Raw genomic sequence first — 13,614 nt, 5'->3', positions numbered from 1 at the left:
GGCATCGGCAGTTTTTGGCCGCACGACGACGCTGCCGTCGGTCGTGCGGCGGTTCCCGGACTTGAGCGATGATTTCCGGATGGAGGACGCGGCGGAGGCCGCGTGTAGGATCAGATCACTTGATAACCTGGATCACCTTGCGGGACGACGGTTCGACGATGACACGTTCATCATTGACCACCGCATAAGCATAGGTCGGGTCATCCGGAATAGGCGTCACGACAACCGTCTCCGGCAGTGGCTGGCCGACGACAACCTTCTCCTTCACGACCACGCGGGCCGACGGCGCCGGAGCCTCGCGAACATAGGTGATGACCTTTTGCGGCGGTGGATCGATCGCCGTACCAACGATCGCGCCGGCAACGCCGCCGACAGCAGCGCCAACGGGGCCACCGACGATCGCTCCGGTGACCGCGCCACCGGCCGCACCATTGACGGTCGAGGACTGGGCGAATGCGACGCCAGACATCAGGGTTGCGGCAGTTGCCGCACCGACGATAAGCTTGGAGATCATTTTCTCCTCCTTCTGTTTCGAGGCGGCCTTCGTGACCGCTGCGACACCAACTAGCTGGGGGCGTGGTCGTTCCACGGCCCGGACCTCAGTCTGATAGACCCCGGCCTTTGGTCCCAAACCCATGTCAATGCCCGTCGCCGGCGCTACTTCAGGATCGAAAGACCCCACGCACGGGCTTACAGCGCCACGCGTCTTTTCAGACGCGTAAAGGACGCTGTAACACTTTGAATTGCTGCATAATTTATCCTTAAATCGGTGCCGATTTGAGGAATTATGCAGGAGGCAGGAGACTGAAGGAGATGGCACGATCCAATCGCCGCGAAGCTGGACGCCGGCGCCTGGCGATGCGTTTGCCGCATATGCGGACGCTGATCATGGCAGCGTGCGACCCGTTGCAGCTCGAGCTCTTCGAGGCCTACCAGATGGCAGTCGAAGCGCGCGACACACTTCGAGGACGGCCATCCAATTCGAACCTGGTACGGGAATACGACGAGACCTGCTTCAAGATCGAGCAGCACGTCATCCGCGCGATGCAAGAACCTTCCTACACGCAGCGCACGAGCTGAGTCCGCGAGCCGTCACGCCTTGGCGGACAGGGCTTTTGGACACTCCATTTGAAGGTCGCGCGATTGGTCCGCTGGCCTACACCAAGCGGAGTTACGAAGCGCGACCGACGACGACGAACGCGCTCATGCCGCCGCACGGACGAACTCCGTGGCGGGGGTCAGACCTTGGTCCCAACCCTGTCGGACCGAAGTCCCTGGGGTGGAACGCCCGTCGGACTCGCGCCGTTTCGAACGATATTGAAGGAGATCCGAACATGAACCAGAACCATAGATCCCGAGTGAATGACGCCTGTAACGCGTCCGTCTTCGCACTTGTTATCGTTCTGGCCGCTCTTCTCTACATCTTCGGCGCAGCCATGTCCGGCGATACCGCCGGGTTGACCCAGAGCGTGACAGGCGCCGAGGTGTTCGATTCCAGGAATGTGCCCTGATGCTGTTTGGAAAACTCTAAAGACGCGTTAGGTTAATCGGGCAGTCTCTTACCGGTATCAAAATGAATTGGCTTCGCCGCTGGAATGCCCGCTCACTCGCCTCCCAGTTCTTCATCGCGGGTGGGCTCATCTCGATTGCCGCCATGTTCGTGGTGGGCTTTTTTGTAAGCCACCTCATAGAGGAAACCGTCATCCACAATTCGGGGGCGGCGACGGCGCTTTACGTGGACAGCGTGATCGCGCCGCTACTTCCCAATATGCAAACCGAGTCACTGCTTGATGAAGCGAGTGCCCAGGCTCTGGATGAGACGCTCGGTCAGGGTGCACTCGGCAAACGCCTTGTTTCGTTCAAGCTGTGGCGAAGCGACGGCACCATCCTCTATTCGAACGAGAAGGAGCTGGTGGGCAAGACGTTTGCGGTCAGCGACAAGCTGCAGAGGGCATTCGCAGGATCTCTCGTCGCGCGCTACGAAATCGCCAGCGATCCGGAAAGCGACAAGGAGCGCGCGCTCGGCAAGCCGCTGATGGAGATCTATAACCCGGTGCTCCAGCCATGGTCCGGACAGGCGGTCGCCGTCCTTGAATTCTACGAGACAGCAGAAGGATTGGGCGATAGTCTGGCGCATGCCAGGCTCCGGAGCTGGGGCGCCGTCGCCGCTCTCACGGCGACCTTTTTCCTTGTTCTCTCCGTTCTGGTGTTCCGGGGTAGCCGCACGATCGAGGCGCAGCGCAAGGATCTCAAAGAACGGGTCACCGAACTGTCTGCGCTGCTGGCGGAAAACCGCGGACTCCAGCGGCGCCTGCAGCGCGCCTCCCAGCGGGCGGCAGCGTTGAACGAAACATATTTGCGCAGCATCGGTGCCGATCTGCACGACGGTCCGGCCCAGCACATCGCCTATGCCTCATTGCGCCTGGACAGCGACGTGTTGATCAATGCGTCCACCCAGCCCGAAGCGCGCGAAAAGGAGCTTGCCTGGATACGCTCGAGCCTTGCCGAAGCGATGACCGAGATCCGCAATATCTGCAGCGGACTGGTGCTTCCGCAGATCGAAAAATCCTCGATCACCGAGATCGTCACGCGGGTCGTCGAAGCGCATCAACACAAGACAGAAAGCCATGTCGAAACGATTGTCGACGAAGATGGACCGGAACTTCCCCCCGCCGTGAAGATCTGTATCTATCGCTTCATCCAGGAGGCGTTGAATAACGCTTACCGCCACGGCGGCGGCGTTCAGCAGGCCATAAAGGCTGTCTCGCGCGACGGCCATGTTTGTGTCGAGGTCAGCGATCACGGCGACGGCTTCGATCCGACCGAGGTGAGGCCAACGAGCCTCGGCCTCGTGGGGTTGCGGGAGCGCATCGACAGCCTGGGAGGATCTTTCGACATCAAGACAGGCGAAGGAGGAACGACCGTGACCATGATCTTCGAGCCAATGGAAGTGGGAGAGTAGGGATGACAGCAATCACCATCGGCGTCGTGGACGATCATCCGCTCTTTCGCGAGGGTGTAACGCGCAGCCTCTCCGAAATCAGCGGCTTTATCGTCGTTGGCGAGGGGGCCAGCAGCGATGACGCGGCGATGATCGCCTCGGACAACCATCCCGACATCATGCTCCTCGATGTCTCGATGCCCGGCGGCGGGCTGTCTGCGATCAGTGACGTCCTGGCGCGGAGCCCCACAACGAAAGTGCTGATGTTGACGGTATCCGAGGAGGTGGACACTTTGCTGGGAGCTCTGCAACGGGGCGCGATGGGTTATGTTCTGAAAGGTGTTGGTTCGCGTGGCCTCGCCGAAGCAATTCAAACCGTCCTGCGTGGCTCGCGATATATCTCGCCGACGATGTCGGCGAAAGTCATGGAAAATTCCTTGAATGGCGGAACCTCCGACAAAAGCAGCCTAACGCCACGCGAACGCGAGGTGATGGATCTTGTCGCTCAGGGCCTGTCAAACAAGCATATCGGCTTGCGTCTCAACCTGCAGGAAAAGACTGTGAAGCACCATATGACCCAGATTCTGAGCAAGCTTGGTGCCTCGAACAGGACTGAAGCGGCTCTACAATGGCGCGAACGGCGCTGAAAGAGGTTAGCGAAGGAAGCGGCTCAGCCGCCGGGCATCACTGGCCGTCGCCTGCCGACTTATAATCGTCCGGCCCTTCGAGTCCTTCATAACGTAGCGACCGCGTTGCAGAGTTTCAGTGATGCCGTTTGAATGGCGGACGTCGATGGAGCCATCGGACGCCGCTGTCGCTCTCGCGCCCGATCTTGCTGACGATCCTGTGCTAGAGGAAGATGATCCTCCACCACCGGCGGAATTTCCACCATTGCCGTTTCCGGAACCGCTATTGCCGTTGCCGTTGCCGTTGCCGCCACCGTTGCCATTCCCTCCCCCATTGCCATTACCGCCGCCGTTGCCATTACCGTTGCCATTCCCGTTGTTGCCGTCCTTTGCCTGCGCAAAGTCCGCTGCCAGAACAGGAAGGGAACCGCCGAGTTTTAGTGTGACTGGTGATGCGGCAGCGACGAGAGCGACGGCCGCGCTACCGCCCAATCTCAGAAAATCGCGTTTCCGGATACTCATGCAATGGCCTCATTCGTCCGTTCTTCGCCGTTTCCCATCATATATGACGCATAAGATTTCTCGCTGTTCCCAAGACAAAATGCAACCGACCTAGGTAGTAGGCGCCAGCAAGACTTTGGTCCGGGCCGACCGATTGCCGCGGTCGACATCGGAAAGAGTCCAACGGCGTGATCATAAGCGCCGCTTACTCCCGTTGCTCCCTGTGCTTTGAAAAGGGCGCAAGCATTCTATGGAACTTCTGGCCTCGTCGTCGCTTTGTCTGTCAACGTGCAACAGAGGAAAACCCCAATGGCAAACCCGAACGAATCCCCCGCAGTCCAATCCATGCGAAAAGAGCAGGCAGAGCAGCGGAAGCAAACCCGAGACGGCCAACTCGACAAGGGTATCGAGAATACCTTTCCGGCGTCCGATCCGGTGTCAGCCACTCACACTTCAATTTCCGCCGGCCGCAGCGACGTCGAGGCGGCTGAGCGCGTGAAGCGAGAACCCGATCCCACCAAGCTCGACGAGGAGTTTCCGCTGGTGGATCAAGCCCTGCGCTCGACGGGCGAAACCGACCGTTCCTCCGAAGGGCTGGATGCCAATCGCGAGAAAATGCGCGCGCTTCAGAAAGAAGCCGGTCGGATGACCGAAACCGCTTCGGAACTGGCGTCCGGAACAGCCCGCCTCGCAAAAGCGGAAGCGCGCAGCTTCGTACGCGATCTCGAGGATCGCATACGCCGGCAGCCGCTGACAGCCGCAGCGATCGTCGCCGGCATCGCCTTCGTCTTCGGCGCGACGCGTTGAGGAGCCAAGTGACAGTCGCCTCGCTTGATCACCCCGAGGCGATTCGACCGGCGGACCATTACGGTGTGGAGAGCCGCCTCCATTAGGACGAATGCGGGCGGGGATTTCCTGAGGACGAAACTCAGGAGCGCTTCTAGAGCCTGTCCGTGCTTCGACTTCCGAGGGCATCGTGAAAATCGCAACCTACAATGTCAACGGGATCAATGGGCGGCTGGACATCCTGCTGCGCTGGCTCAAGGAGGACGCCCCTGATGTGGTCTGCCTCCAGGAACTGAAGACAGACGATGCCAGGGTTCCGCGAAAGGAGATCGAACGAGCCGGCTACGGCGCCATCTGGCACGGGCAGAGATCCTGGAACGGGGTGGCCATCCTGGCAAAAGGCAAGATACCGATCCTGACGCGGCGCGGTCTTCCCGGTGATCCTGACGACACTCACAGCCGGTATATCGAAGCTGCCGTCGACGGCATCCTGATCGGATGCCTGTATCTTCCCAACGGCAATCCGTTTCCAGGAGCAAAGTTCGATTACAAGCTGCGCTGGTTCCGCCGTCTGCAGGCGTACGCCGCCGAGCTCCTCGAGCTCGAGATGCCTTCGATCCTGGCCGGTGACTTCAACGTCATGCCGACGGAGATCGACGTCTACAAGCCGGAACGCTGGCTGGACGACGCCCTCTTCAGGCCGGAAGTGCGCAAGGCCTATGCTGATCTCGTCGCTCAAGGCTGGACCGATGCCGTCAGACATCTTCATCCTGGAGAGCGCATCTACACCTTCTGGAAATACTGGCGGAACAGCTTCGAACGTGATGCAGGGCTTCGGATCGACCACTTCCTGCTCAGTCCGGCAGTCGCCCCGTTGCTTCGATCGGCAACCGTCAGGAGAAAGCCGCGCAACTGGGAGCATACGAGCGACCACGCGCCCGTCATGATCGAGCTCGACATTTCCGAAGCGGGAGCCGACCTAGGAGCATCAGCCCGCTCAGTGACGAACAAAGGGAACCCGTGATGTCGCCGGGAGTTAGGTTATAGAGCATCAATGTCGAGATCGCATTCCTGCCTCGCAATGCTCCAATTTGAGTGACCGCTATGGACGAAAGCAAAAACTACCTGAACACCGACGAGATCCAGGCCGACGATCAGTTGTCGCCGAAGCCGATCGAAGGAAAGGATCCGCCAAGGCGAGTGCGCAGAAGCGAGGAAGCCATCGCCGAAGGCTCTGACGATACCGAGCGCGTCCGGGTCCCGCCCCCCGTTGCGAATCCCGATTGATCACCCTATGGCCCCGTCTCTAAATGATTCAGGTCCCTGGCATCACCTCATTTGTCCGCGTCCAGATCGTAGATTCCGCCCGCCAGCCACGCTGGCCAGTCTCGCTCGAAGAAGGACCTGGCGCTTTCATCCAGCGTGCGGTTCGGACGGGTTGAAAGCCTGATCTCATCACCATCAAGCCGAACGACGATCTGCTCCTTGCGGTGCGCTTCCCGTTCCTTCCAGAAACGATAATCCTGCAAAGGCCCTGAGCGCGCCAGCGGAAGGGATTCGCCCTCCGCATCGCATATTGCGCGCGCGCCACGGCTGCCCCCTCCATTGCGAATGAAGAAATCAAGCGCGCTGAGCACGGCTTCCGAGGCGAGCGCCATATGCCGCCATTGCACGCCGCGAACCGCCTCCGCTGCGCGACCGTAGGAGACGCCGCTAGTACCAATGTCAGCATTCAGCTTGCGAGCTTCGATCAAGGCTCGGCCAACGCTTTCTTGATCACAGATGATGCCAGCCTTTTCGCTCATTCGCGCCTGTACTTGCGAACGGATCGATTTGACGGTGAGCGGGCTCTCGGTCCGAAGTCCGGCAACTAGGCCGACGATGCCCGCCTCTGCGATATCGGCTATGTCCTCTGCTGCCGACCGCTTCGCCCTGCCGCTCGCGCTGATGTGCTCTGCCGCGCGCGTACCGAAGACTTGCCCGGCATTGAGCGCCGCTCCACCCGGCCTCGTCACGCCGTGTGTGCCCGCCGCTTCTCCAACCGCGTAACAGCCGCCGAGACTGCTGCGGCCCCAGGTGTCGACCATGATGCCGCCGTTCATGTGCTGGTTGTTGACCGCAAATTCCAGCGGCTCTTCGGCAATATCGATCTTGTAGCGGCGGTAGAGCTCGATCGCGAGCGGGTTCATATGCTTCAAACGATCGATCGGCATGTCCTGGTCGGCACCTGCCTTGCCGAGATATTCGCGGACGTCTTCGTCCAGTCTTTCCAGGCTGAACGGCAGGTCGCCCGGCACGGATAGGGGATTGCGATTGAAGTCCATAAAGACATGCCGCCCTGCGGCGGTTTCCCGGGAGATGGCAAGGTCGACCAGGCTCGAGCCGAAATCGAGCATGCGCGTCGCGTGAAATGGCCATTGATAGCCCTTGCGGAAGACGTTCGACGCCAGCTCCTGCGTGCTGCGGTAGTATTCTGCCAGGAAGTGGTGCTCGGCGCCTTCGGTATCGAGCGAGTAGATATGCGGGATGGCCTGGACGTAGGTGCCCGACAGATTCCACGGGAACCCTTCCCTGCGTGTGCCGATCCCAAACTGGCTTTCGGTCAGATTGACGAGTTCGACGCCTGCCTCGAGCGCCAGTCCGAGAGAACCGAAGCAGCCGTTGGGATAAACGCTGTCGCGATAGAGTTCGCCCGGCCCGCCGGCGGCGAGCGCGATCACGCCACTGACCAACAGCGCGATGCCCAGCGGGTTCTCCTCCGTGCGGTCGCTGGCGCGCATGACGAGCATGCCAACGACATGACGGTCAGCGCCACCGCCCTCGGTAAGGATCTTTACCGCCGTGGTCTGGTTATAGAACGGCACTCCAAGCCGGATCGCCTCCTCGGCCAACACCTTGACCATCAGGCGCGAGGTGCGCGGGCCGCAGCTGGTAGCGCGGCCGACCTCGTCATGGTCGGTCTGATATCTCAGCGTTCCACCGAGCGGATCCTGAGGCAGCGGCAGGCCTAAAAACTGGAGCGATGCCATCATCCGGGACGAGCCCACGGCCTCGACGTAGGCCGTATCCTCGTCCATCGCGCCGCCGCTGCGGATGGCGCGGGCCATCGCCTTGTAATTGTCGCCCTGATCCGCGGTGTTTGCAGTGTGCAGGGTCTGCTTGTCGGATCCCGAACAGGCCGAGGTTCCGCCCCACGCGCTTTGGCTGACGATGACGACGTCATCGCCGCGCCGATTCAATTCCACCGCCGCCCGCAGACCTGCAGCACCCGATCCGACGACGACGCAACCAGCCCGGTAGACCGGCACCTCGATGCCGGCGAGCCGGACCGTTTCCGAAGGGGCGGCCTCGGACGGCAGCCGCGGCATCTCCACATCGGTCAGTGCGTCAAGAATTTCCTGCGGAACGTCTATGGTCATTGGCGTTCAGCCAGCGGGATGTCGACCCAACGCCTCTGCCGGGAGGACTCCATGCATGCGTCGACGATCTGGCAGATGTGGTGGCCGGTCTCGAATGTCGGCCACATCGGTCTGTTGGCAACGATCGAGCGGATCACTTCGGCCACCTCGATAATCTTGCTTTCATTGTAGCCCAAGCCGAAATTCGGCAGAGGGAGGAAAGCCCGGAAGGTTGGGTTCTCAGGCCCCACGTCGATCTCGCGGAAGCCGCGCCGACCCGTCCGGTCGTCGTTGGAGTAGAAGCGCAGCCGGTTTATTTCGTCATAGGTGTAGGCGATGCTGCCTTTCGTTCCGTAGATTTCGTAGGTCTGCATGAACTTGCGGCCGGTCGCGACACGGCTGAAATCGACGATCCCGCCGGCGCCGTTCTCGAACCGGCACAGCAGGTTCGTCGCATCGGGATTGGTGATATCAGCCCAGGTCTCATTGCCTGTCAGTTTCACCTCTTCGCCATAGGCAAGGCCTTCGACGACAGGCCGGCGCGGCGTTGCGATAAGATTGTCGGCGATCAGGGAGCTGACGCGGCCAACCAGGAAATCCATGAAGCTGAAGATATGCGAACCGGTATCACCGACGATCCCGGTCGGCGCGAGCTTTCCATCGGCGCGCCACATGAAGGGCGCGTAGGGATCGCCATACATGTCGACGTGCTGGCAGCCGCGGAACAGCTTGATCTCGCCGATTTCGCCGGATTGAATGATATCTTTCGCCAGATCATGGACGGGATTGCGAGGAAAGGCGTGTCCAACGCGGGTAATGACACCCTTCGCCCGGGCGATGTCGGCCAATTCCCGCGCTTCGGCGGCGGTGTTTGCCAACGGCTTCTCGCAATAGACATGTTTGCCGGCCAGCAGGGCCGCCTTGGCCACCTCATAATGAAGATGGTCAGGCAGGCAGATATCGATCAGATCGACATCAGGATCAGCGACCGCCAGATTCCAATCCTGAAGAATTCTTGCACCCGGCGCCCTGTGGGAAATATTCCCGGCTGCTTTCGAGGGACCTTCGACGAGAGCGACGATCCGTGCCGTTCCGTCCGACACTCCGAAGAAATGCGGAAAGGTCTGATAGGCCATCGTGTGGACCTTTCCCATCCAGCCCGAGGCGCCAAGCACTGCAACTCTGACTTCAGACATTGTCGTCTCTCCTCTCGACATGGCTTACCGGATTTCGGCGCGGGCCCTCGGCCTCGCATCGTTGCGTTCGTAGGCGAAGATGGTGGGGGCAAGTGCCGGCAAGCCCCGGATGAGGTCCGATCCCTTTTCGCCGACCATGATCGTCGGCGCGTTGGTATTGCATGACGGCACGCGCGGCATAACGGATGAATCGCAGACCCTGAGGCCTTCCAAGCCGTGCACCTTGAGATCAAGCCCGACAACCGCGTCAGGCCCTCTCCCCATCTTGCAGGTGCCGACCGGATGATGGTCGGTCTTTGCGTTGGCGCAGCCGTAATCGAAAAGCTGCTCGTCGGTCGTGACCTTCGGTCCAGGAAGCCTTTCGGCCATGACATAGGGCTTCAGCGCCGCCTGCTGCATGATCTCGCGTGCGAACTTCAGCCCTTCCAGGGACATCGTCCTGTCGTGAGGATCGGACCAGTAGTTGGGGTCGATCAATGGAGCGGCAGCCGGGTCTGAGGATGACAGACGCACCGTCCCGCGCGAGCGCGGATGCAGATAGGCGGAGTTAAGGGTCACGCCGGCATTCTTGAGCCGTTCGACACCCGCTTCGATGCCCGAACCCAGGCCGAGGTGGAACTGGATATCAGGAGAACGGGCCTGCGGATCGGCATACCAGAAGCCGCCGGTCTCGAAGAGCGACGAGGCGACCGGTCCGGTGCGGAACAGTACATATTGTATCCCGGCCCAAACGGTCCGGTGGAGTTTTGCGACGCCATCATAGGTGTGATCGCCGGTGCATTCGGCAATGACGAAAAGATCCAGGTGATCCTGGAGGTTGCCGCCGACACCCGGTAGATCGTGAAGCACCTTGACGCCCACCGACCGCAGATGGTCGGCCGGTCCTATGCCGGACTGCAAAAGCAGCTTCGGCGATCCGATCGCGCCGGAGGAAACCAATACTTCGCGGTCGGCACGCACGATCTCCGAGCCGTGCGAGGTCACGATCTCGACGCCTGTCGCACGGGCTCCCTCCACAATAATACGCGCGACGCGCGTGCCCGTCCTGACCGTCAGGTTCTTCCGGTCCTTGATCGGCGAGAGATAGGCGAGCGAAGCCGACGACCGGCGGCGGTTGCGCTGCGTGAGTTGATAAAATCCCACTCCCGCCTGCTGGCGTCCATTGAAGTCGTGATTATAGGGAATGCCGAGCTCCTGCCCTGCACGGATATAGGCGTCGCAGATCGGCAGCGGCGCAGCAGGCATCGAGACGCCGAGCGGACCGCCATAGGAGTGATAGTCGTCGGCGAAGCGCTGATTGTCTTCCGCGCGTTTGAAATAGGGAAGGATCGAACGATAGTCCCAGCCTTCGCAGCCGTCTTCACGGGCCCAGAGGTCATAATCCACAGCGTTTCCGCGCGTGTAGAGCTGGGCGTTGATCGACGAGCCGCCACCGATGACTTTCGCCTGCGTATAACGAAGCACGCGGCCTTTCATGTGCTTTTGGGGAACGGTTTCCCATCCCCAACTGGCGACACCTTTGGTCATCTTGGCGAAGCCCGCTGGCATGTGAAAGAGCGGATTCCAGTCGCCTCCGCCCGCTTCTAGCAGGAGGACGCTGACATCAGGATCTTCGCTCAGCCGATTTGCCAGCACGCATCCTGCTGGACCGGCGCCAGTGATGATGTAATCGAATCCCATTTTACTGTCCTGTTGCATTCGGCCTGGCGACCGCCAGTGCCTGTGTCATGCCTGCAAGTCCTGCGACGCAATGTGATCTGCCACTCTCAGCGCTTGGGCGGCGACGGTGAGCGCAGGGTTCACCGCGGCCGAGGTGGGGAGGAAACTGGCGTCGACGACGAAGAGATTTTCGTGATCATAAGCCCGGCAATACGCGTCGAGCGGCGCAGTCGCGGGATCGTTTCCGATGCGGATCGTTCCGCACTGATGGGAAGGCGTGCGCTTGTCGAAGGGTCTCGACAGCACGATCGGAAATCCGATCGATTTCAGGATGACCTTCAGCTTGGCGACAAGTGCGAGATGGGCGTCCCAGTTGGTTCGCTGCCATTGGAGAATAATCCGATCTCCATCCACCATGACGCGGCTTTCGGGATTGGGAACGTCCTCGCTCATCGCATAGAAGTCGATGGCATGGCCGGTGATGAAGCGCAGAAGCCATTCCGGAGCCTGCGGCAGAGAACCCTTGAGAACCTTTTCGGAGATGCGGCCGAGGAGCTGCACGTTGCCGAGGGGCGGTCCGCCCTCCCCGTCGGAGAGATAAAAGTCGTTGAAGGCAAACGTCTTCTGGTAGATGGAGGTGTTCTTGAACCGCGGCGAGACCCCGATGACGGCGGACGCATTGTGATTCATGAAGTTGCGGCCCACCTGGTCGGAAGAGTTCGCCAGACCCTTTGGGAAGCGGTCGTTTTTCGAACGCAGCAAAAGCACTGATGATTGGACCGCCCCGGCGGAGAGGATCACGATCTCAGGCGAAACAGTCACCGTCTGCCCGTTCTTGATGTAGGCCACCCGGTCGATCCGGCTCCGCGCTCCCGTGTCGAGCCTCGTCACACGCGCATTGGTTTCGAGCCGGACGTTCTCGTGTCTCAGTGCTACTGAGAGTGCTGCGGTCTCGGCATCCATCTTGCCGTCGCGTGCGTTTGGATGCGCATCCCAGGGCGTGGGTGCTTTGGAGAGCCAGGCGTCAAGATCCAGGCCGAGCGGCAGGGAAAACGGATGCAGGCCCTTCTGCTTGAGGCGCGCCCTGATATCGGCAATCGGCGCCTCGTCCGGGACGGGCGGATACTCGTAGGCCGCCGAGTGGTGCGGCTCCGTCGGATCTTCGCCCAGACTGCCGCGGACCTGGTACATGCGTTCCGCTTGGCAGTACCACGGCTCCAGGACCTCGTACGGAAACGGCCAGGCCGGCGACACACCCTCGCGGTGTTCGATGACTGCGAAATCCTCTTTGCGATAACGCGACAACACGGCGCCATAGAATTTCGAATTCCCGCCGACATTGTAGTAATTGCCGGGATTGAACCCCTTGCCGTTCGCCTCGTACCAGGTTTCCTTCGGTCGAAAATGTCCCCGCTGGAAGATCGCGCGTTGGTCGCGGTTGACCGGAAGGTCGGCGATATGGTCGCCGGCTTCGAGGATCAATATCTGCGCGCCGGTCATGGCCAGGCCGGCCGCGACCGTGGCGCCGCCGACGCCTGAACCGATGATGACGATGTCAGGTGAACTGCTCATGTTAGCACCTGGCCATCACGCAATCCGCGCCTGTGTTTCCGGATCGAAGAACACGGCCTTGTCGAGATTGAAGGCGAGGCGGGTATTTTGTCCTGGTGCGATGCCGGTATCGGCGCGCAGGCGGGCGACGACGGATTTGCCGCCGAGCTTGGTGACGGCGAAGGTATCGGAGCCGGCCGGTTCGACCACCTCGATCAGGCAATCGCCCTCGGTCAGCGAGCGCGCCTTGCGGTCGGCGCCATCGGGGTCGGTCAGCGCTTCGGGCCGAATGCCGAAGATCACCTGTCTGCCGGTATAGGCGGTCAGTCCGTCATTGCCTGATATGACGGGCAATCTCAGCGGGGCGGCATTCGGCCGCTCCAGCGAGACTTCCAGCCCGCCGGCGCCGTTTTCGACGGTGGCGTTGAGCAGGTTCATCGCCGGCGATCCCATGAAGTCGGCGACGAAGATATTGGACGGGCTGTTATAGATCTCGGCTGGCGTGCCGAACTGCTGCAGCACGCCATCCTTCAGCACGGCGATCTTGGTCGCCAGCGTCATCGCCTCGATCTGGTCGTGGGTGACATAGACGAAGGTGGTGCCCATGCGCTGATGCAGCCGCTTGATCTCGGTGCGCATGTCGACGCGCAGCTTGGCATCGAGGTTGGAGAGCGGCTCGTCGAACAGGAAGACCTGCGGATTGCGCACCAGCGCCCTTCCCATGGCGACACGCTGGCGCTGGCCGCCCGACAGCTGGCTCGGCTTGCGGTCGAGCAGGTGGCCGATCTGCAGCATGTCGGAGACTTGGGCGATCGCCCTGGCACGCTCCTCCTTGGGCACGCCGCGGATCTCCATGCCGAAGGCGATGTTGCCCGCCACCGTCATGTTCGGATAGAGCGCATAGGACTGGAACACCATGGCGATGTCGCGCTTGGAGGGATGCAGCCCGCTGATGT

14 protein-coding genes are annotated in these 13,614 nt (G+C 61.0%); 7 read left to right on the top strand and 7 right to left on the bottom strand.

What is annotated here, in order from left to right; genetic code table 11:
* Window positions 1-115: 115 nt before the first annotated feature.
* Complete coding sequence (locus tag HX899_RS12815) at window positions 116-514, bottom strand: DUF1236 domain-containing protein (RefSeq protein ID WP_138329982.1); 399 nt, start codon at window positions 512-514, stop codon at window positions 116-118.
* A gap of 299 nt (window positions 515-813) precedes the next feature.
* Between HX899_RS12815 and HX899_RS12810 the strand changes: the two genes are divergently transcribed.
* The 4 genes from HX899_RS12810 (at window position 814) to HX899_RS12795 (ending at window position 3,588) form a co-directional block, all read left to right on the top strand.
* Window positions 814-1,080, top strand: a complete 267-nt coding sequence (locus tag HX899_RS12810) for a hypothetical protein (RefSeq protein WP_181292595.1) — start codon at window positions 814-816, stop codon at window positions 1,078-1,080.
* Window positions 1,081-1,334: 254 nt separating this feature from the next.
* On the top strand, window positions 1,335-1,511 hold the full coding sequence (locus HX899_RS12805; protein ID WP_181292594.1) for a hypothetical protein: 177 nt from the start codon (window positions 1,335-1,337) through the stop codon (window positions 1,509-1,511).
* 62 nt (window positions 1,512-1,573) lie between these two features.
* Complete coding sequence (locus tag HX899_RS12800) at window positions 1,574-2,962, top strand: sensor histidine kinase (protein WP_181292593.1); 1,389 nt, start codon at window positions 1,574-1,576, stop codon at window positions 2,960-2,962.
* A 2-nt stretch (window positions 2,963-2,964) separates the two neighbouring features.
* Window positions 2,965-3,588 (top strand): response regulator transcription factor, encoded by a 624-nt coding sequence (locus HX899_RS12795; protein ID WP_138329986.1) that lies wholly within the window; start codon window positions 2,965-2,967, stop codon window positions 3,586-3,588.
* Window positions 3,589-3,594: 6 nt separating this feature from the next.
* On the opposite strand, the gene HX899_RS12790 is transcribed toward HX899_RS12795, so the two are convergent.
* Complete coding sequence (locus HX899_RS12790) at window positions 3,595-4,089, bottom strand: hypothetical protein (protein ID WP_181292592.1); 495 nt, start codon at window positions 4,087-4,089, stop codon at window positions 3,595-3,597.
* Window positions 4,090-4,377: 288 nt separating this feature from the next.
* On the opposite strand from HX899_RS12790, the gene HX899_RS12785 reads away from it, so the two are divergent.
* The 3 genes from HX899_RS12785 to HX899_RS12775 all read left to right on the top strand — a co-directional run bounded on the left by HX899_RS12785 (window position 4,378) and on the right by HX899_RS12775 (window position 6,141).
* Complete coding sequence (locus tag HX899_RS12785) at window positions 4,378-4,875, top strand: hypothetical protein (RefSeq protein ID WP_138329990.1); 498 nt, start codon at window positions 4,378-4,380, stop codon at window positions 4,873-4,875.
* Between the two features lie 169 nt (window positions 4,876-5,044).
* Window positions 5,045-5,878 (top strand): exodeoxyribonuclease III, encoded by an 834-nt coding sequence (gene xth / locus HX899_RS12780; protein WP_181292591.1) that lies wholly within the window; start codon window positions 5,045-5,047, stop codon window positions 5,876-5,878.
* A gap of 80 nt (window positions 5,879-5,958) precedes the next feature.
* Complete coding sequence (locus HX899_RS12775; RefSeq protein WP_138329994.1) at window positions 5,959-6,141, top strand: hypothetical protein; 183 nt, start codon at window positions 5,959-5,961, stop codon at window positions 6,139-6,141.
* Window positions 6,142-6,188: 47 nt separating this feature from the next.
* Here HX899_RS12775 and HX899_RS12770 read toward each other — a convergent pair whose 3' ends face one another.
* From HX899_RS12770 to HX899_RS12750, 5 genes are all read right to left on the bottom strand, one after another.
* A complete protein-coding gene (locus tag HX899_RS12770; RefSeq protein WP_181292590.1) occupies window positions 6,189-8,273 on the bottom strand; it encodes an FAD-binding protein in 2,085 nt (694 codons plus the stop codon).
* Complete coding sequence (locus HX899_RS12765) at window positions 8,270-9,448, bottom strand: Gfo/Idh/MocA family protein (RefSeq protein WP_138329997.1); 1,179 nt, start codon at window positions 9,446-9,448, stop codon at window positions 8,270-8,272. Before HX899_RS12765 ends, HX899_RS12770 begins: the two co-directional genes overlap by 4 nt.
* Before the next feature lie 24 nt (window positions 9,449-9,472).
* Window positions 9,473-11,128: a GMC family oxidoreductase gene (locus tag HX899_RS12760; protein ID WP_181292589.1), complete on the bottom strand. Its 1,656-nt coding sequence runs from the start codon at window positions 11,126-11,128 to the stop codon at window positions 9,473-9,475.
* 45 nt (window positions 11,129-11,173) lie between these two features.
* Window positions 11,174-12,679: a GMC oxidoreductase gene (locus tag HX899_RS12755; RefSeq protein WP_138390881.1), complete on the bottom strand. Its 1,506-nt coding sequence runs from the start codon at window positions 12,677-12,679 to the stop codon at window positions 11,174-11,176.
* 15 nt (window positions 12,680-12,694) lie between these two features.
* Window positions 12,695-13,614: ABC transporter ATP-binding protein (locus HX899_RS12750; RefSeq protein ID WP_181292588.1), on the bottom strand; the 920-nt coding region annotated here is incomplete at its 5' end.

The organism is Rhizobium sp. WYCCWR 11146 (assembly GCF_013591995.1).
GTDB classification, from domain to species: domain Bacteria; phylum Pseudomonadota; class Alphaproteobacteria; order Rhizobiales; family Rhizobiaceae; genus Rhizobium; species Rhizobium indicum.
This window is presented reverse-complemented; position numbering and strand designations above follow the sequence as displayed.

Bases quoted from the DNA above. Each gene is read 5' to 3' on its own strand.
- HX899_RS12815 (WP_138329982.1), bottom strand. From the start codon at position 514: ATGATCTCCAAGCTTATCGTCGGTGCGGCAACTGCCGCAACCCTGATG.
- HX899_RS12810 (WP_181292595.1), top strand. From the start codon at position 814: ATGGCACGATCCAATCGCCGCGAAGCTGGACGCCGGCGCCTGGCGATG.
- HX899_RS12805 (WP_181292594.1), top strand. From the start codon at position 1,335: ATGAACCAGAACCATAGATCCCGAGTGAATGACGCCTGTAACGCGTCC.
- HX899_RS12800 (WP_181292593.1), top strand. From the start codon at position 1,574: ATGAATTGGCTTCGCCGCTGGAATGCCCGCTCACTCGCCTCCCAGTTC.
- HX899_RS12795 (WP_138329986.1), top strand. From the start codon at position 2,965: ATGACAGCAATCACCATCGGCGTCGTGGACGATCATCCGCTCTTTCGC.
- HX899_RS12790 (WP_181292592.1), bottom strand. From the start codon at position 4,089: ATGAGTATCCGGAAACGCGATTTTCTGAGATTGGGCGGTAGCGCGGCC.
- HX899_RS12785 (WP_138329990.1), top strand. From the start codon at position 4,378: ATGGCAAACCCGAACGAATCCCCCGCAGTCCAATCCATGCGAAAAGAG.
- HX899_RS12775 (WP_138329994.1), top strand. From the start codon at position 5,959: ATGGACGAAAGCAAAAACTACCTGAACACCGACGAGATCCAGGCCGAC.
- HX899_RS12770 (WP_181292590.1), bottom strand. From the start codon at position 8,273: ATGACCATAGACGTTCCGCAGGAAATTCTTGACGCACTGACCGATGTG.
- HX899_RS12765 (WP_138329997.1), bottom strand. From the start codon at position 9,448: ATGTCTGAAGTCAGAGTTGCAGTGCTTGGCGCCTCGGGCTGGATGGGA.
- HX899_RS12760 (WP_181292589.1), bottom strand. From the start codon at position 11,128: ATGGGATTCGATTACATCATCACTGGCGCCGGTCCAGCAGGATGCGTG.
- HX899_RS12755 (WP_138390881.1), bottom strand. From the start codon at position 12,679: ATGAGCAGTTCACCTGACATCGTCATCATCGGTTCAGGCGTCGGCGGC.